At 45.4% G+C, this 18,897-nt stretch carries 13 protein-coding genes; 12 read left to right on the forward strand and 1 reads right to left on the reverse strand.

The genetic code is table 11. The features are described from left to right. Window positions 1-65: 65 nt before the first annotated feature. The 11 genes from ABWW58_RS01570 (at window position 66) to ABWW58_RS01620 (ending at window position 15,321) form a co-directional block, all read left to right on the forward strand. Entirely contained in the window at window positions 66-1,124 is a 1,059-nt protein-coding gene (locus ABWW58_RS01570; protein WP_353867522.1) for a tetratricopeptide repeat protein, read from the forward strand. Between the two features lie 219 nt (window positions 1,125-1,343). Next, the gene (gene tig, locus ABWW58_RS01575) at window positions 1,344-2,648 is read left to right on the forward strand and encodes a trigger factor (protein WP_353867523.1); all 1,305 of its coding nucleotides are present in this window, start codon (window positions 1,344-1,346) and stop codon (window positions 2,646-2,648) included. A gap of 466 nt (window positions 2,649-3,114) precedes the next feature. Continuing rightward, the gene (clpX, locus tag ABWW58_RS01580; RefSeq protein ID WP_353867524.1) at window positions 3,115-4,383 is read left to right on the forward strand and encodes an ATP-dependent protease ATP-binding subunit ClpX; all 1,269 of its coding nucleotides are present in this window, start codon (window positions 3,115-3,117) and stop codon (window positions 4,381-4,383) included. Between the two features lie 1,081 nt (window positions 4,384-5,464). Continuing rightward, window positions 5,465-7,180, forward strand: a complete 1,716-nt coding sequence (gene lonB / locus ABWW58_RS01585) for an ATP-dependent protease LonB (protein ID WP_353867525.1) — start codon at window positions 5,465-5,467, stop codon at window positions 7,178-7,180. 181 nt (window positions 7,181-7,361) lie between these two features. Continuing rightward, complete coding sequence (yihA, locus tag ABWW58_RS01590; protein WP_353867526.1) at window positions 7,362-7,946, forward strand: ribosome biogenesis GTP-binding protein YihA/YsxC; 585 nt, start codon at window positions 7,362-7,364, stop codon at window positions 7,944-7,946. 140 nt (window positions 7,947-8,086) lie between these two features. Further along, window positions 8,087-9,421, forward strand: a complete 1,335-nt coding sequence (gene hemA / locus ABWW58_RS01595; RefSeq protein ID WP_353867527.1) for a glutamyl-tRNA reductase — start codon at window positions 8,087-8,089, stop codon at window positions 9,419-9,421. 73 nt (window positions 9,422-9,494) lie between these two features. Then, a complete protein-coding gene (gene hemL / locus ABWW58_RS01600; protein WP_353867528.1) occupies window positions 9,495-10,790 on the forward strand; it encodes a glutamate-1-semialdehyde 2,1-aminomutase in 1,296 nt (431 codons plus the stop codon). A 300-nt stretch (window positions 10,791-11,090) separates the two neighbouring features. Next, window positions 11,091-11,768, forward strand: a complete 678-nt coding sequence (locus ABWW58_RS01605; RefSeq protein WP_353867529.1) for a YetF domain-containing protein — start codon at window positions 11,091-11,093, stop codon at window positions 11,766-11,768. A 239-nt stretch (window positions 11,769-12,007) separates the two neighbouring features. Then, on the forward strand, window positions 12,008-13,339 hold the full coding sequence (locus tag ABWW58_RS01610) for a LysM peptidoglycan-binding domain-containing protein (RefSeq protein ID WP_353867530.1): 1,332 nt from the start codon (window positions 12,008-12,010) through the stop codon (window positions 13,337-13,339). Beyond that, window positions 13,329-14,291 carry a hypothetical protein gene (locus ABWW58_RS01615; RefSeq protein WP_353867531.1) on the forward strand — a complete coding sequence of 321 codons (963 nt, stop codon included), beginning with the start codon at window positions 13,329-13,331 and terminating at the stop codon, window positions 14,289-14,291. The genes ABWW58_RS01610 and ABWW58_RS01615 overlap by 11 nt, the downstream gene beginning before the upstream one ends. Then, window positions 14,272-15,321, forward strand: coding sequence for a spore coat protein YsxE (locus tag ABWW58_RS01620; RefSeq protein ID WP_353867532.1), 1,050 nt, complete (start codon window positions 14,272-14,274; stop codon window positions 15,319-15,321). The genes ABWW58_RS01615 and ABWW58_RS01620 overlap by 20 nt, the downstream gene beginning before the upstream one ends. Before the next feature lie 11 nt (window positions 15,322-15,332). Here ABWW58_RS01620 and ABWW58_RS01625 read toward each other — a convergent pair whose 3' ends face one another. Continuing rightward, on the reverse strand, window positions 15,333-15,515 hold the full coding sequence (locus tag ABWW58_RS01625; RefSeq protein ID WP_353867533.1) for a YszA family small membrane protein: 183 nt from the start codon (window positions 15,513-15,515) through the stop codon (window positions 15,333-15,335). 645 nt (window positions 15,516-16,160) lie between these two features. Between ABWW58_RS01625 and ABWW58_RS01630 the strand changes: the two genes are divergently transcribed. Next, window positions 16,161-18,797, forward strand: a complete 2,637-nt coding sequence (locus ABWW58_RS01630) for a valine--tRNA ligase (protein ID WP_353867534.1) — start codon at window positions 16,161-16,163, stop codon at window positions 18,795-18,797. Window positions 18,798-18,897 lie beyond the last annotated feature (100 nt).

The raw sequence follows: 18,897 nt of genomic DNA on the forward strand, positions 1-18,897 counted from the left end.
TCATTGCGCAACCGGGAGGAAACTGATATTCTAAAAGTAAAGGTAATGGAAGCGGGACGGGCAGGATGAAAAGTAAAAACAAACGAATCCGCGACAACGATAAGCTGGTCTTGATTCCTGATTTGGAAGGACGTCTGCTTAGCAAAGCGATGTCGCTCGTTGAAGAAAAAAATTATAGGAGTGCTCGTGAACTATTCGGCAAATTGCTTGAGTTAGACTTGCGGGATATCCGTGCACTATACGGATGGGCGGTTTGTTCCGTTGAACTTGGCGAATATGGTGAGGCTGAGGAAGCGGTCGTTATGTTGCTTGAAGAGGATACTCCTTATTATTATGATGTGTTTCGTCTTTATTTGACCATCCTCATAGAGCGTAAGGATTATACTACTGCGATTCATCAGATCATGACGGTGAGCAAAAAGAAGGGACTTCCGCCCGAACTCAAGGATTTTCTTCGACAAATGAAGAAATTCTGCCAAATCCGTCTTCATGAGCCGTCATGGAGTGACGATGGTTTAGATGATCTGATGGAGGAACCTTTACAGCGGGAACATAAAGAGCGGGATGATTCCAAGATGGTTGATTGGCTCGCACTTGAAAAAGCGGATTCGAAAAACCAGATGATGCTCCTACATAATTTAGCCAATCAACTGAGAACGTCCCATCTACCTGAAATTAAACGGTTCCTGTTGGACGAACGTCAGCATTCGGAAATTAAGACCATGTTGCTTTGTGCGATCAAGGAAGGCAAGCTCACGAAGGAAATAGCCGTGCGGAAATTCGGACGAATTTATAACGCTCAGATAGAAAGCGACGAATTTCTGAATAAGAAATTTGCGGATCAGATAGAAGAAGAGATTCGGTCGGAACTTGAATCGGATAATCCGACCTTAGCGGATTTGGCCGTTGAAATGGAACGGATGTTTACGATGAATGTATATCCGAAGCCGATTGCCCCGCACTCATCTAAAGTATGGGCCGCGCTATTCTGTATACGTGCGATGTCCGGCAGTTTGAAGCATGAAACAAGCAAGGTTCTTGAACGCTTTGGCGTCAACGATGAGGATTATCAGTTGGCCGACAACATGCTGCGAGAAGTGGAAAAACATGATATATGGTTATAAAGGTATCGAAACGAGTACTAATGTCGATAATTTGATACAAATAAGTTTTTCACAGGAAACTCTTATGTTATAATGATTGGGTTGTCATTGCTTTGCTGTGGGGTGTCACATGTGACGCGCTCAAGTCGGCATAACAAATGGCGGATGTTTGTGCGCAATTCAGGCAGAAAGCCAATATGCTGAAAAAGCATGAAGATAGATGGTGGAGGTAAAGAATAAATGACTGTAGAAGCAAAATGGGAAAAAAAAGAAGGCAATGTCGGCACACTGACTTTTGAAATTGACGCCGCTAGCTTTGATCAGGCACTTGACAAGGCCTTCAAAAAGGTAGTTAAGAAAGTTAATGTTCCGGGATTCCGCAAGGGCAGAGTACCGCGTGTTCTTTTTGAACAACGTTTCGGTGTGGAAGCTCTTTATGAAGATGCAATTGATTTTGTTCTTCCAAACGCATATTCCGAAGCGATCGATCAAACGGGTATTGAACCTGTGGACAAGCCTCAGGTTGATGTCGACGAAATCGGCAAAGGGAAGAAATTGGTGCTTAAGGCAGATGTCACTGTAAAGCCTGAAGTAAAGCTCGGCGACTACAAAGGTCTTGAAATTGAAGACAAAAGCACTGAAGTAACCGATGAAGATGTTGATCATGAAATCAAGCATCTGCAGGAACGTTACGCAGAATTGGTTGTCAAGGAAGACGGTGAAGTGGAGAAAGGCGATACAGCAGTCATCGATTTTGACGGCTATGTTGACGGAAAGCAGTTTGAAGGCGGAAAAGCAGAAAACTATTCGCTGGAAATCGGCTCCGGTTCATTTATTCCGGGCTTTGAAGATCAGTTGGTTGGTGTTAAAGTAGGCGCAGAAAAAGACGTTGTTGTCACTTTCCCAGAAGATTATCATGCTGAAGAATTAAAAGGCAAGGAAGCAACTTTTAAAGTAACCATTCATGAAATCAAGCAAAAACAGCTTCCTGAGCTCGATGATGAATTTGCGAAGGATGTTGACGAAGACGTTGAAACGCTTGCTGAATTGAAGGAAAAACTTAAGAAACATCAGAAAGAACACAAAGAAGCGGACGCGACAAGCAGCAAACGCGACAGTGCCGTACAGCAAGCGGCAGCCAATGCTGAAATTGATGTTCCGGAAGTAATGATTTCTAATGAGCAGGACAATATTCTGAAGGAATTCGAACAACGTCTTAAAGCTCAGGGCATGACACTGGACATGTATACATCATTTTCCGGAACCGACAAAGACGCGCTTCGTGAACAGATGAAGGATGACGCTGAAAAACGCGTGCGTGCGAATCTGACGCTTGAAGCGATTGCCAAAGCGGAATCAATTGAAGCTTCTGACGAAGAGGTTGAAGAAGAACTGAAGAAGATGGCTGAACAGTATAAAGTCAGCGTTGATCAGATCAAATCTGCAATGGGTGACGGAGAACTGCTCAAGGGCGACATTCAATTGCGCAAAGCAGTTGATTTCCTTGTTGAAAACAGTAAGCCAAAGGCAGCAGAAGAAAAATAATTTGACACATAAAAGATAGTTGGTGGACAGACTGTCTGCCAATTATTTGTTTTATATTTTAGGCAAAGAAAATGGAATATTTTTCTTTGCCATACATATTTTATACGAAAAGGCATATGGCTTATCGGAAGCATTTTTTTGTGTTACAATGCCTACATAGATAGCTTGGCGAGGTTGAGGAAAGCCAGAGCTGTTAGGCACTTCCATCAGCTTGAGAAAAGTTACCATGATCGTGATCATTTTTGCTGTATCGGTTGCTTATCCTTTAATAGATAAGGAATAACGACCCGAATGGTAATTGTTTCAGCTTATTATGCTTTTCGGTGCAGCGCGATTTATGAGAAAAAGGGAAAGATACTAAAATGCGGCTTTCGCATCACACGAAGATCGACCGATTCGTAAAAATTGGCCAAGGTTTCGCTCTTGTCTGAAACTCGATAAGGAAAGCATGAATAGGGGTGAAAGAATGTTTAAATTTAATGAAGAAAAAGGGCAATTAAAATGCTCTTTTTGTGGTAAAACCCAGGATCAGGTGCGCAAGCTAGTTGCCGGACCGGGTGTCTACATTTGTGATGAATGTATTGAATTATGCACAGAAATTGTGGAAGAAGAATTGGGCACGGATGAAGAAGTTGAATTCAAAGATATTCCGAAGCCGCAGGAAATTTGCTCCATCTTGGAAGATTATGTAATCGGCCAAAATGACGCGAAAAAGAGCTTGTCTGTGGCTGTATATAATCACTACAAACGTATTAACAGCAAGCAAAAGCCGGATGATGTCGAGCTTTCCAAAAGCAACATCATGATGATCGGGCCTACCGGTAGCGGTAAGACACTGCTCGCACAGACACTTGCGCGGATCTTGAATGTCCCTTTTGCAATTGCCGACGCGACATCTCTGACTGAAGCAGGCTATGTAGGTGAAGATGTTGAAAACATCCTGCTGAAATTAATTCAATCCGCGGACTATGATGTGGAAAAGGCTGAAAAAGGCATTATCTACATTGACGAAATTGATAAAATTGCTCGCAAATCCGAAAACCCGTCAATCACGCGTGATGTTTCCGGTGAAGGCGTACAGCAAGCCTTGTTGAAAATTCTTGAAGGAACAGTTGCCAGTGTGCCGCCTCAAGGTGGCCGCAAGCACCCGCATCAGGAATTTATTCAAATTGATACAACGAATATCTTGTTTATTTGCGGCGGTGCTTTCGATGGCATCGAACAAATTATTAAACGCCGTCTTGGCAAGAAAGTCATCGGCTTTGGTGCGGGATCAAAGGCTCAGGACATGCATCGTGATGATGCATTGAAAAATGTGTTGCCGGAAGATTTATTGAAATTCGGCTTGATTCCGGAATTCATCGGTCGTCTTCCGGTAATCAGTACCCTGAAGCAGCTTGACGAGAGTGCACTCATCGACATTTTGACTAAGCCAAAGAATGCACTTGTAAAGCAATATAAAAAATTGCTTGAGCTTGATGACGTTGATTTGGAATTTACCGAGGACGCGCTTGAATCAATCGCCAAGTTGGCAATTGAGCGCAAAACAGGTGCACGCGGATTGCGTTCCATTATTGAAGGCATGATGCTCGATGTAATGTATGAGTTGCCATCTCGTGATGACATAGATAAATGTGTGATCACTAAAGAGACAGTTGACAGCAAAGCGCAGCCAACCTTGATTTTAACGGATGGAACTGAGGCCAATGTTGAAACACCGAAAGAAAGCGCCTGATTTAACTAATTAAAATAAAAAGCGTTCCCTTTACTTTTGTTGAAGGGAACGCTTTTTCGCACTGGTAAGAAAGTATATGATTCTGCCCTGTATCAAACCAATAAACCAGTGTCTTGGCTGGGAATCAAGGCGGAGGTGCGCAGGCGCCTGTGGGATCAGGTGGAGGAGAGATCCCGCAGATTCCTACTTGTCTGAGGAGGCTCGCGGTGCGCCCGCGGCTTGGCAAAGCCAAGTTTTCTAACAAGTGAAGAAAGTATTGCGTTTTGCCTTGCCGGTACGATGATAAGGTCATAAGATTCAGTTGGGCGATCAGGTAAGCGCCCAATCTGAGAAATAAACGGAAAAATTCCGCTTAATTACAAAATTAATGAAAAAATTGCTTAAATAGACGGAGAAATTCCGCTTATCGAACCGAAAAACGTGAAAATGGAGGGTTTTTCTGTGCATAAGCGGAATAATTACCCTTATGTACCTGTGAACCAAGCGCCAGGATGCATATAACCAGAAAATCTCCGCTTATTTTATTCCGGCCGCGTTACTTAATCAAGGACCAAAATGATTCATGAAAAGGAACTGTCTGTTCAAGACAAGGTTGATGATTCAAAACCGCATTTGGAGCAAAGGAGCTTTCGTATGTAAGGATCTTTCGCTATAAAGAGGAGCTTTCGCTAAATGTAAGGGAAATGGAGCTTTCGCTAAGTGAAGGAGCTTTCGTATGTAAGGATCTTTCGCTAAGTACGCATACGTCCTGTATGCAACGCGAAAGCCATCACATCCTGTGAAAGTACGTCCTCTGCAAGCAACGCGAAAGTTACCGCATCCTACGGAAGTAAGGACCGGGCGCTTTTTGCCTGGTTCTGATTATAGGCAATACTTCTGCGGGGCTCTCTTCCCCAGAATCGTAACGAAATCATCCAAAGTCGCAATCACTTTTTGTATCTATAAGGAACGAATCACTATTTCTTCATTTTTTCTCATCGCCTTCGGTTTAACTCGCTTCTGCCTTGGAAATAATGCCTTATAAGTATGATGATACGGCAAGCAGGCGTTAAAGCGCAGCTGAAGTGGGAGGCAGAAATTTATGAGTTGGATGGTATTGCTGATTTTTACGCAGATATTATTTGGTGCGATTATTGGGCTTTATTTTTGGAGTTTACTCCGCAACCAACATGTGCAGAAAATATCCATAGACAAGGAATCTAAGAAAGAAATGGATGCGCTAAATCGGATGCGGCATCAATCACTTTCTGAACCGCTCTCTGAACGGATTCGTCCTAAGACGCTTGAGGATGTGGTCGGTCAGCATGATGGGATCGTTGCCTTGCGTGCTGCGTTGTGCGGCAAGAATCCGCAGCATGTCATCATTTATGGCCCACCTGGGATCGGCAAGACGGCGGCCGCGCGACTTGTTCTTGAAGAAGCAAAGAAGAATATGGATTCTCCTTTTAAACCATCGGCACCCTTTGTCGAGTTGGATGGAGCAACGGCACGATTTGATGAGCGAGGAATCGCGGACCCTCTAATTGGTTCTGTTCATGATCCGATTTATCAAGGTGCGGGAGCTATGGGGCAGGCGGGAATTCCTCAACCAAAGGAGGGAGCTGTCACCCATGCGCATGGTGGCGTTCTATTCATCGATGAAATCGGCGAACTGCATCCAATTCAATTGAACAAACTGTTAAAAGTGTTGGAGGACCGCAAAGTATTTCTTGATAGTGCGTACTACAATGAAGAAAATCATCAAATTCCGGCTTATATACATGACATTTTCAAAAATGGATTACCGGCTGATTTTCGATTAATCGGTGCGACGACCCGGCGTCCGGAAGAAATACCGCCTGCTATTCGATCACGATGCCTGGAAATCTTTTTCTCAGAACTGAGTCGCTCGGATATCCGGAAGATCGCAAAACGAGCGGCAGTGAAATTGGATCTTGGCGTATCAGAAGAGTGTTTGGAGAAAATATCCGATTATGCAAAGAGTGGCCGTGAAGCTGTAAATATCATGCAGATTGCAGCAGGTGTGTCCTCATCCAGAGAGGGCAAATCTGTTATCGGTCTGGATGAAATCGAGTGGGTCGTCCGTTCGAGTCGTTTGAGTCCGAAACCAAATCGAAAAGTACCCACCAGTCCTGAAATAGGTCTTGTCAATGGTCTAGCGGTCTACGGCCCCGGGCTTGGCATATTGCTTGAGGTGGAGGCTTCGGCAGTGAAAAGTCGGCATGAAGGGAGTCTGACCATCACCGGAATCGCGGAAGAAGAATCAATGGGCTCCTCATCGCGGACCATTACGCGTAAAAGTATGGCTCGTGCGTCGGTGGAAAATGTGCTGACCGTTCTGAATCGGATGGGTTTCGGAGCATATAGATATCATATTCATGTCAATTTTCCAGGAGGATCGCTTGTCGATGGTCCATCAGCAGGCATTTCCATGGCGGTCGCGATCAGTTCGGCAATTTTACGTCGCAAGGTTCATCCAGACATCGCGATGACGGGCGAACTCGGTCTGCATGGGCAGGTCAAACCAATTGGCGGTGTGATGGCGAAAATTGCTGCGGCAGTGGAAGCCGGCGCAAAGCGTGTGATTATTCCGGCGGAGAATATGCAGGAAACGCTGAAGCACTATGACAAGGCGGAAATCATTTCGGTTGAATCATTAAATGAAGTTCTTGAACTCTGTCTGTGCCCAGAAGAAGCGCAGAGCGGAAACGAACCACGCGTCTCCTTTGCTGATTTGCTGGCAAACCATGCGCTGTCTGCGCGCTCGGCTGATGCCGGTATTGAAAAACAAGGATGATTGATCGAATCAACGAACTCTCGGTCAGTGACAGCCCCAGTCACTAACCGAGTTTTTTTGTTTTAACAGAAAAACCTATTGTCCCATGAATTGGACAGCAATGATTAAATTAAGATAGAATGTGTATACACAAGCAGATCACCGCGAACTAATGTACCGCCGCGATCTGAGGAGAGATGATATGAAAATTACACAAGCAGATTACGTGATCAGTGCCGTGGGTCCGGCGCAGTACCCAACGGACGGCATGCCGGAAATAGCACTTGCAGGTCGTTCAAATGTTGGAAAATCATCATTTATTAATAAAATGCTGAACAGAAAAAATCTGGTTCGAACGTCTGAAAAACCGGGAAAGACCCAAAAACTGAACTATTTTATGATCAATGGAGCATTTTATTTTGTTGATGTGCCAGGCTACGGATACGCTAAAGTGTCTAAGAAGGATAAAGAAGCATGGGGAAAGATGCTCGAAGCCTATTTTGCTGAGCGAGATGCGCTTAGCGCCGTGGTCCACTTAGTGGATTTGCGCCATCCGCCGTCCAAGGAAGATATTCAAATGCATGAATTTCTCACTTACTATGGACACCCGGTCATCACTGTAGCGACGAAGGCAGACAAGATTTCGAAAAGCAAATACCAAAAGCACAAACAGATCATTATCCGTGATCTTGGTTTGAAAGCGGATGACGCTCTGATTCTTTTCTCATCACTAAACGGAACGGGAAAAGAAGATGCATGGCGTGCACTCGATCCCTTTTTGCACTAAAATAGATGTGACAAAAGGCACAGACGGAGACATGAACCTTCAACTCGCATGTTTGCTGCCAATGACTGTTGTCAATTTGAACGACATCTGGGTGCACCGCGTTTCCGGTGCGCGTGGTTTTGCAGTACCGGAGGGATTTAATGTATTTACGAGCAATAGGAGTGAACCATCGCAGCGCGCCGGTCGCCATTCGGGAGCGCTTAGCGTTTACATCTCGAGATCTTAATCGAGCGTTGAGTCAATTGAAGCAGAAAAATATTTGCGAAGCAGTAATTCTCTCAACATGCAATCGGACAGAATTGTATTTGGTGACGAATCACGTGAAGGCTGGAGTTGAGCAAGCCTCTTATTTTCTCGCTCGCTGGTTTACTATGGATACGAGTGAGTTGTCGGATTATCTGTTTACACTAGAAGACAAGGAAGCTGCCGCCCACTTGTTTCATGTTGCATGCGGGCTGGACTCAATGATTTTGGGTGAGACACAAATCCTTGGGCAAGTTCGTGCGGCTTTTCTTACTGCTCAGGAAGCTGGGAGTACGGGAAGGATTCTGAATGAATTATTCAGAGACGCGCTAAACGTGGCCAAACGAGCACACACAGAAACACAAATTAATGATCATTCTGTCTCTGTTAGCTATGCAGCAGTAGAATTAATGAAAAATCAGATGCATGACCTTGATCAAAAGTCCATTGTCCTTGTTGGTGCCGGTGAGACGGGTAGTTTAACGCTGAAACATTTGATCAGCAATGGTGCGTCACATATCACAATTGCCAATCGCACCTTAGCGAATGGACAGCGTCTGGCAAATTCCGTTGGATACGGTTCGACCGCTATTCCCTTAGATCGTTTGCCTCAAGCTGCGGCGACAGCGGATATCGTCATTAGCACAGCATCAGCATCGCATTATCTGATTTCAAAAGATGATTTGTTTTGTCAAGAAAAGCGCCGGCGCATGTTTGTTGACCTTGCGATGCCGCGCAGTATGGACCCGACTTTGGACGAGGTTGATGGACTGCGTTTGTTTGATCTCGATGACTTGAAAATTGTGCTTGGCGATCATTTGGAAGCACGAAAAGGTGCTGCGGCTCAGATCGAACCGATGATTGATGATGAGTTGCGCAATTTCTTAGAATGGCTTCAGACACTGCCCGTCATTCCCGCAATTTCGGCGCTGCGCCGCAAAGTAATCATGATTCATGAACAAACAATGAGGAGCATGGAAAATAAACTCCCGTCAATCTCGGAACAGGAACGCGAAATCATCAGTACGCACGTGCGCAGTATGTTGAATCAATTTTTGCGCGAGCCAATCAAGCAGGTTAGGCAACTGGCGGCACATGACCGTGCGGTTGAGGCTGCGCATCTTTTGACAGAACTATTTAATTTAGATCATGTCCAACCAAACGAAATGCTTGTTGATCAGGCATCAGATGTTCCAAAGAAGAAAATAAGAAGCAAATCACGATGCGATTGATCGGATTTCTGGAGGTCATCTTTAGAGATACATATTTTTTCACAGGAGAAAAGCTTTGAGGGAGAAGATAAAGATGAATTTTAGTAAATCGATCGCGGCGTATGAGAAAGCGAAGCCGCTAATGCCGGGCGGTGTCAGCAGCCCTGTCCGCTCTTTTCCGTCCGTTGATTTGAGCCCGATTTTTATGGATCACGGGAAAGGCTCAAAGGTTTACGACATAGATGGAAATGAATACATTGACTATGTACTAAGCTGGGGGCCGCTTATTCTCGGCCATGCGGATAAGAAAGTCGTCGATTTTATCAAAGAAACCGTAGAAAAGGGCACGAGTTTTGGTTCGCCGACACAGCTTGAGACGAAATTGGCAGAGCTTGTTGTGGGACGCGTGCCCTCAGTCGAGAAAGTACGTTTTGTTAATTCAGGAACTGAAGCGACAATGAGCGCGATCAGGCTCGCGCGCGGTTACACGGGCAGAGATAAAATTTTGAAATTTGAGGGCAGTTACCATGGAAGCGCGGATTCACTGCTAATCAAGGCGGGGTCCGGAGTCGCAACGCTTGGTCTTCCCGACAGTCCAGGCGTCCCCGCGCAGCTCGCCAAAGACACTTTGACCGTTCCATATAATAATGTGGAACGTGTCGTTGACGTATTCAAACAATACGGACATGACATCGCCTGTGTGATTGTCGAACCTGTTGCCGGCAATATGGGCGTCGTGCCTCCTGTGGACGGTTTCTTACAGGCTTTAAGAGAAATCACTCAGGCATATGGTTCATTGTTAATCTTCGATGAAGTCATGACCGGTTTTCGTGTCGCTTATAACTGCGCGCAAGGCTATTACGGCATCAAACCGGATTTGACGACACTTGGGAAAGTCATTGGCGGTGGTCTGCCGGTCGGCGCGTACGGCGGCCGATTGGACATCATGAGTCAGATCGCGCCGGAAGGACCGATCTATCAGGCGGGTACCTTGTCGGGAAATCCGCTTGCGATGGCAGCCGGGTATATGACGCTCAGCGAGCTTACACCGGAGGACTACTCGGAATTTCGCAAGAAAGCGGATCGGCTCGCTAAAGGCTATAAGGCGGCAGCGGAAAAATACGAAATACCGCTTACTGTAAATCAAGCAGGCGCGATGATGGGTATTTTCTTCACTGATCGGGAAGTCATTAACTATCAGTGCTCGAAATCATCGAATTTGGAGCATTTCAAGACTTATTTCGCCCAGATGATTGAACAAGGCGTGTCGCTGCCGCCATCCCAATTTGAAGGGGTCTTTTTGTCAACAAAGCATTCGATGGAAGACATTGAGAAAACAATTCACGCCGCAGAGCACGCGTTTCAGGTGATCGCGGAATCAAAGCGGTAAAGCGAAACATCTGAAGGATATAAAACGAAAAAGCCTTTGTTGTCGCACAGATTAAAAATAGTAATCCAGAATGAGTCATGAGTCATGATTTATTCTGGATTATTTGCGTTGCAGCACTAATCACAGATCTCTTTACCCAATTATGTGAGCAGAAGCGGTGGATTGGCGGCGACCATTGTAGAAAAGTTTAGTGTCAACAAAGATTCCATAATCGTCAGATTTCATGTTTGGTCAAATAATTTTTCACTGATTGAGAGAGACTAATCGTGTACTAAAGATTTGTCTGAAGGTGGTCGAGACATGCATTTTATACAAATCGCAGTTGAACTGATCGTCGGTTTTGCGGCCCTTTTCTTAATGACAAAAATTCTGGGAAAAGCGACACTGGCTCAAGTCACAGCCTTTGATTTTATCTCCGCAATCGTGCTTGGCGAATTAGTGGGTAATGCATTGTATGACAAAAAGATTGGAATCGGATCCATTCTGTTCGCGGTCGCTTTGTGGGGCCTGATGATTTATGTTGTGGAATGGTGTACACAGAAATATCGTGCGTCGAGAGATTTTTTGGAAGGCAAACCGACGATTGTTATTCGCCATGGCCATTTGGATCGAAATGCGATGAAGAAAGAAAAGCTTGATATCGATATGCTTCAGAATTTATTGAGGCAGAAAAGCGTATTCTCCATTCGCGAAGTTGAATTCGCCATTCTCGAAACTGATGGGTCTGTCAGTGTGCTGAAAAAATCGCAATACGAGACACCGACAATGGAAGATTTGCAGCAGAGGAGAAAACCGGTTTGTTTACCGGTAACGATCATTGATGATGGTGAAGTGGATTGGGAAAATTTGAAAGAGGCAGGTCTTAATGAAGAATGGCTGATGAAGAACCTTCACGCACACCATATTCCCAGCTACTCGGATGTTTTTTATTGCGAATGGAAGAAGGACGAGGGCATTTTTATTGAGAAAATGCAATGAATAACGATATTCAAGCCGCCGCAGATCACATGGATCGGCGGTTTTTAAAAGCAACTCAAAGAAAACGATTACACTATTACTCCGGAATTTCGTCCGCAGATTTTTCTTATTCCGTACCTGGTGATTCACCGTACTGTCCACTAATAATGACGCAAGCATTTACGATTAGGAAACGATTGAGCATAATTCCTTACTTCACGCATAGAACAGTATTAAGAACGGATGAGAGGGTGGAAGGAATGTCTCAAACTTCGAATGATCGCTTGCAGTTTTCAATAAATGAATCGGTGTGGCTCAGAAATGACGCACCCGCCGAAGAAATACTATCCATGGCACTGGAGCCGGACATCACTGTCGAAGAGAATTGGAACGACGTGACAATCAAGGGCTATCTTCGACTCACCGGAGAGTACAAACCGGCGGACGTTCCGGATGCGGCTGTTGACTCGGAGCATAATGCAGCTCCCTTCCGTACAATTGATGAGATTATGGAGACGGGCAATGGCACGGACACTTTGGAACACCATTTTCCGATTGACATCACAATCCCGGCAGATCGTGTGCCTAGCTTGGAAGATTTATTTGTTGTGATTGATTCGTTTGATTACGAGCTGTCCGAGCATCGGCATATTCAGCTTCAAGCTGACATCGCTATCACGGGATTGACCAATAACAATCCGGCGGATCGTACGGAAAAGCTTAAGGCTAAGCCGCCTGTTGAACAACCGGCGGCAACGCCCGCGAAACCGGAAAAAGCAAAAGAAACTGCACCTGCGCAGAAGCCCGCAGCGAAAGCACCTGCGAAAAAAGAGGAAAAACCGCTTAAACCAGAAAAGTCGGTTAAGGCGCAAAAGGAAGATAAACCGGAAAAACCGGTTAAGGCGCAAAAGGGAGATAAGCCGGAAAAACCGGTGGCGAAAAAAATTGCCGAACCTGCGCCAAAGTCTAAAGCGGCAGAAGAACCTGCCAAAAAAGAGCCTGCGAAGAAAGCGCAGAAGCCTGCATCAAAAGGCAAACGAATACTTGGCGAGAAGCAGCCGGTCTCTGGGGAGTTTGAGGAGATGCCTACGGACCGTTTGAATGATGAAGAAGATGTCGATTTCCATTACGAGGCGTTCCGCAAACCAGATGATGAGACCAATGCAGATGGCTCGCCATTAGTTGCTTTTAAAGGGATGGCTCAAGACGGTTCACAGACTACCGGTCGTTCGGAAACAATAACGCCGGCGGCTTCACAGTCGGCTCCCTCTCCTGTGGCAGCCCCTCAGGGAGAAGCGACTCCATCATCTGAGGAAAGTGCGCAGGAACAAGTTCCGGACAGTGGGAAGAAGGATTCTGACATGACTAGCCTTTACTTGACGAAGGTACTTTCCGGTGATGAAAAAGAACAAAAAACACGTGTCAAAATCTGCATTGTCCAGTCTGGAGAATCATTGGAAAGCATCTCAGAGCGCTATCATGTGCCGGTGACATCTCTCTTGAGAAAAAACGCTTTGACGTCTGGAGAAATTGAAGCCGGCGAACTTCTTTACATTCCGAAAAGCACAAAGGCGGCAAAGGATGAATCCTGAGCTGGCGAGGCTATTGTCTGCCTTGCAAGCCAATTATTTTTTTGGACAAATGAGTGTCGCTAAAGAAGACCCGCTCATTATAGAAACTGAGAGGGGCTTGAAACGAATTCGGATTTGGGAGAATGAAGCTTTATTAAAGCTTCATTTAAAATGGCGCGAGCGATTAGTCAACGACCGATTTTTCATTGATCGAATGTATGTCACGCGCTCAGGATTGCCGTCAATCCGCATCGGTCATTATTCTGTAACCTGCCACGATGCTCCATCGAATTCTGCGAACTTGGCGGGAAATGAGGTGCTATGGGCAGATTTGTTAGCCTATTTACATCGATACAGCCGTGATGTTCCAGTTGGAGATATAACCGTCTCAGCTTCTACCCGAGTTCATACCATGTATGAACAGGCGAAACAGATGGGCTATGAAAAGAGCGGCACATGGAAGATGGTGTCCGCTTGTTTTTCATCTGCATCTGCGCGAGCAAATGAGGCTGACCGTTTACGCGAATCCTATCAGCATCGAAATTCAGCTTTTCTTCTTCCTGATGATTTTTCCCAGGGTTCATGTACGGCGCTCTTCGACACACTTTTTTTCGAACTTGGTCAATCCGGGCCATCTGACGGGTGCAGATCATTGGCCCGTTTCTGTTTAAGCGAGTGCATGGGCCAACGTGAGCAGACGGTTCGCAAGCTGTTTCAAGAGTTGATGGTAAGAGATTTCTTTGATCGGGAAACGAGTGATCTGATGCAAGCTGAGTGGTTGGAGCCGGACGAGTGGCTGAGTTTGGTGGAATCTTGCGATCGTATGGGGCAGGAACAGGACGCTGAGACGACACTCAACGCATTCAAACAACTATGGGATCGAAAAGTTCAACTGATTAACTTATTCAAATCTGTTTTTTCGCAATCCGGAGAAGCGGGTGGGGGTGCGGAAATTGGAGCAGACGGACAATAATCAAATCAATCGAATACTCTTTCACTATGACCTCGCGCCCACAAACCTTTCCGCTTGGGGCAACCTTATTCGAGTAGATACCTATGCCGGCACATTCGCTTTGAAGCAGAAAGCGTTAAATGACCGGCAAATTCACAGCCTTCAGACAGTTTACATGCTAGCGCGCCGCATGGTCATTGATGCTGCACACCCGCTCCCATCCAAATATGGCGATCTGGTCATCCGCGGATCAGATGCCAGTTACTATTTGATGCCTTGGATAAACGAAACGGTTGACGCATCGAATCTGACCGAGCGCTATCGCCATCTTTTTGTCAAAGCAGGTCAACTGCACAGGAAAACGATTGAAAAGGATGAAGATTGCAGTACGCTCTATCAAAGTATGGTACGCGTACTGAATCAACGGCAAACGGTTTGGGAACATTTTCTATATAAGGCGGAGCATCATGTCTATCCATCCCCATTTGAACAAGCGGTCCTTAAATCAGCATTTATTTATCTCGGCAATATGCAGGTCGCCCGGGATTTTTTTACCAAAGATAAGGATAATGAGGGAAAGAATAAGACAATGCGGCGCGCGCTCTGCCATGGACGACTCAGCCCGCTGCATTTGCTGATTGAAAATGAGAGAAGCTGTCTGACGAATTTTGAAAACAGCGAGGACGGTTTTTTTATTGTGGAGAGCGCCAGCCTTTTTGAACAGGCAAGTGCGACGCTTGGTTCGGAGTATGTGGATTGGCGCAGTTTTTTCCAATCTTATTCATCTGCTTGTCCATTAAACGATGAGGAGAAGGAATTTCTGACTCATTTTCTTTTATTTCCAAGTGCGCATGCAGAATTGCTGAGCCGATATGTTCATACGAAAGAGTTAAATGAACAGTGGTTTGTCAAACGATGGACGAATCTCTGCCAGGTTCACCAGGAAATGTTTACATCTATTAAAAAAGAGATGGAACAGGAACAGAAAAAGAAAGACGAACGGAAAGCGAAAGAGGAATCCGAAGATCAGAAAACTTCAGATGAAGCCTAATTTTCCAGACACTATAGCCATTTCTTCAGATACCCGACATAGATAAAGAAGAGCAGTGCGCAAAGCATCACGTCCATCGTTGTCGGCAGGAAAATCGTGCGAATAAGTTGAAAGATAGCGAGCGGAAGGACAACGATACTCAATCCTTCACGACACTTTTTGAAAAAGGGCTGAAAGCGATTGTTCTTGAACACAATGATCACTCCCTTCGATTATATAAACCTAGATTGGTTATGCTATAGACTATGAACGTTATTTGACCCGTGTGAGTAAAAAATTTTTTGATTGGCATTGACGAGCAGAACAGTAACTATATATAATGATTACAAAACACATTAAGTTCTGTGTCAGAATAAAAATGCTGAGACAGGGAGTAGTACACATCTTTATGCTAGAAGAGGCGTTCAATCTTTTTGAACAGTGAATAGTAGTTCAAAAAGGAGGACAAAAAGGGCCAAGAAGATCAAGGAAGCGCAGTTTTGAGCTACCGGAGCGTATGAAATAATACGTGAGGAGCGGAGAAACAAGCTGACACAGAGATTCGACAGCAATTTTTCCCGGAGTTTTTGAACATCCTCTGTAAGAGAGAGAAGCCGGTACGCTGAGAAGCTTCTTTAGCGGCAAATGTGGAAGTAGCCCTCGAGCAGTCTTTCTGAACGATCGGTTGTGATCAACTAGGAAAGTCCGGAATTCCGTTATTAAATGAATGAGGCGCGCTTAGTGCGCGTGAATATAGGTGGTACCGCGGAGTTTTCTTCGTCCTTGTGACGGAGAAAGCTCTTTTTTGCGTTCAGACAAACTCATTCACCATAAATAAAATAGCTGCAAGGGAGCGGTAAATGATGGCTAAAGAATTGGCAACGAAATATGATCCAAGCCAAACTGAAGAGAAATGGTATAAGACTTGGCTGGAAAAGGATTACTTCAAAGCGGAAAGCAATCCGGAAAAGAAACCGTATTCGATTGTTATTCCGCCACCTAATGTGACCGGAAAGCTTCATCTTGGCCACGCATGGGACACAACGATGCAGGATTTGCTGATTCGCTTCAAACGGATGCAAGGCTATGACGCACTTTATCTGCCGGGCATGGATCACGCGGGAATCGCAACGCAAGCAAAAGTCGATGCGAAATTGCGCGAGGAAGGTAAATCACGCTACGACCTCGGACGCGAGAAATTTCTTGATGTCGCTTGGGAATGGAAAAAAGAATATTCGACATTCATCAGGAAACAATGGGCGAAACTCGGCTTATCGCTCGACTACTCAAGAGAACGGTTCACACTGGACGACGGCCTTTCGAAAGCGGTGCGCAAGGTATTTGTGCAACTTTATGAAAAAGGACTGATTTACCGAGGCGCTTATATTATCAACTGGGATCCGGCCGCGCGTACTGCATTGTCGGATATTGAAGTTATTTACAAAGAGATACCCGGTTTTCTATGGCATGTCAACTATCCGCTTGCCGATGGTTCAGGTTCGATTCAAATCGCGACGACTCGTCCGGAAACGATGCTTGGAGATACAGCGATTGCCGTTCACCCGGATGATGAGCGCTATAAAGACATCATTGGCAAAAAAGCGGTATTGCCGCTTATCGGTCGTGAGATTCCGATTGTTGCCGACAGCTATGTCGATCAATCGTTTGGAACCGGTGCTGTGAAGATCACCCCGGCGCATGATCCGAACGACTTTGAAGTTGGTAATCGCCACGATCTGCCGCGCATTCTTGTTATTGATGAAACGGGAAAAATGAACGAAAATGCAGGTAACTATCAAGGATTGGATCGAGATGAATGCCGCAAGCAAATCGTTAAGGACCTTGAAGCGTCCGGCGCACTTGCTTATGTTGAAGAACATACGCATGCCGTCGGCCATTCGGAACGAACCGGTGTCGTCGTTGAACCTATTTTGTCTACGCAATGGTTTGTAAAAATGCAGCCTTTGGCGGACGCCTCATTGAAGATGCAAGAAACAGACGATAAAGTCAATTTTGTACCCGAACGGTTTGAAGGTACGTATCGACACTGGATGGAAAACATTCGCGACTGGTGTATCTCACGGCAGCTGTGGTGGGGTCACCGGGTTCCGGCATGGTACCACAAACAAACCGGAGAAGTTTACGTCGGTATGGAAGCGCCGAAGGATATTGAAAATTGGAAACAAGATGAGGATGTTCTGGACACTTGGTTCAGTTCGGCACTATGGCCGTTCTCAACAATGGGCTGGCCGGATGAAGATGCGGCGGATTATAAACACTATTTTCCGACCAATGCATTGGTCACCGGATATGACATTATCTTTTTCTGGGTAGCTCGTATGATGTTCCAATCCACAGAATTTACCGAAAAAAGTCCATTTAAAGACGTGCTGATTCATGGTTTGGTGCGTGACGAGCAGGGCCGCAAGATGAGCAAATCGCTTGGCAACGGGATTGATCCGATGGATGTCATTGCAAAGTATGGTGCAGACGCGCTTCGCTATACTTTGGCGACCGGCACGACTCCTGGCCAAGACTTAACCTTCCAATGGTCAAAAGTTGAAGCCAATTGGAACTTTGCGAACAAGATTTGGAACGCATCACGATTCGTGATTATGAACCTTGAAGGATTCTCACTCAAAGATATGGATCTCTCCGGAGAAAAATCAGTTGCCGACCGCTGGATTCTGACTCGCCTAAACGCGACAATAGAAAAAGTAACGGCGCTTTATGAAAGCTATGATTTCGGCGAGGCCGGTCATTATCTGTATCAGTTCATTTGGGATGATTTCTGTGATTGGTATATTGAAATGGCGAAACTGCCGCTCTATGGAGAAGATGACGTTGCCAAACAAACAACAAAATCGGTACTCACCTATGTCCTTGATAAAATTCTTAAACTGCTCCATCCAATCATGCCGTTTGTGACCGAAGAAATCTGGCAGCATATTCCGCATGAAGGTGAAACGATCATGCATAGTGAATGGCCGACGGTTAACTCTGAATGGAATGATGCAGAAGCTGAAAAAGAAATGCTTGCGCTTCAAAATGTTATTCGTTCCGTGCGCAACATTCGTGCGGAAATGAATGTCGCACCGAAAAAGCCGGTCGATATGCTGATAAAGACAGCATCGGATTACGGAACAAGAATTTTCGAAGCGAACCAAAATTATATTGAGCGCTTCTGCAATCCGGCAAGCTTGCAGATTGGAACGGACCTCCAAACTCCGGAAAAATCAGTTTCCGCCGTTATTTCCGGCGCAGATATTTTCCTGCCTTTGTCCGGACTGATTAACATTGAGGATGAAGTCAGCCGACTGACTAAGGAATTAGGCAAAATGAACGCCGAAGTCGATCGAGTGGAGAAAAAGTTGAGCAATCCGCGATTCGTTGATAAAGCGCCGGAACAAGTTGTTAATCAAGAACGTGAGAAGCAGGCGGATTATCTGCAGAAACGTGATAAATTGCAGGCGAGAATTGCTGAATTGCAGGCATGATTGCGATAGAATAGAGAATACAATCACAGACATGTGACGGTGGCGGGCATTGGTTGACCCGCTGCCGTTTTTTTAATTCAATTTCAATTTTGTTTATACT

Origin of the sequence: Sporolactobacillus caesalpiniae (assembly GCF_040513385.1) — a bacterium.
Classification (GTDB): domain Bacteria; phylum Bacillota; class Bacilli; order Bacillales; family Sporolactobacillaceae; genus Sporolactobacillus.

Bases quoted from the DNA above. Each gene is read 5' to 3' on its own strand.
- yihA (WP_353867526.1), top strand. From the start codon at position 7,362: ATGAAAATTACACAAGCAGATTACGTGATCAGTGCCGTGGGTCCGGCG.
- ABWW58_RS01570 (WP_353867522.1), top strand. From the start codon at position 66: ATGAAAAGTAAAAACAAACGAATCCGCGACAACGATAAGCTGGTCTTG.
- ABWW58_RS01630 (WP_353867534.1), top strand. From the start codon at position 16,161: ATGATGGCTAAAGAATTGGCAACGAAATATGATCCAAGCCAAACTGAA.
- hemL (WP_353867528.1), top strand. From the start codon at position 9,495: ATGAATTTTAGTAAATCGATCGCGGCGTATGAGAAAGCGAAGCCGCTA.
- tig (WP_353867523.1), top strand. From the start codon at position 1,344: ATGACTGTAGAAGCAAAATGGGAAAAAAAAGAAGGCAATGTCGGCACA.
- lonB (WP_353867525.1), top strand. From the start codon at position 5,465: ATGAGTTGGATGGTATTGCTGATTTTTACGCAGATATTATTTGGTGCG.
- ABWW58_RS01610 (WP_353867530.1), top strand. From the start codon at position 12,008: ATGTCTCAAACTTCGAATGATCGCTTGCAGTTTTCAATAAATGAATCG.
- clpX (WP_353867524.1), top strand. From the start codon at position 3,115: ATGTTTAAATTTAATGAAGAAAAAGGGCAATTAAAATGCTCTTTTTGT.
- hemA (WP_353867527.1), top strand. From the start codon at position 8,087: ATGTATTTACGAGCAATAGGAGTGAACCATCGCAGCGCGCCGGTCGCC.
- ABWW58_RS01605 (WP_353867529.1), top strand. From the start codon at position 11,091: ATGCATTTTATACAAATCGCAGTTGAACTGATCGTCGGTTTTGCGGCC.
- ABWW58_RS01615 (WP_353867531.1), top strand. From the start codon at position 13,329: ATGAATCCTGAGCTGGCGAGGCTATTGTCTGCCTTGCAAGCCAATTAT.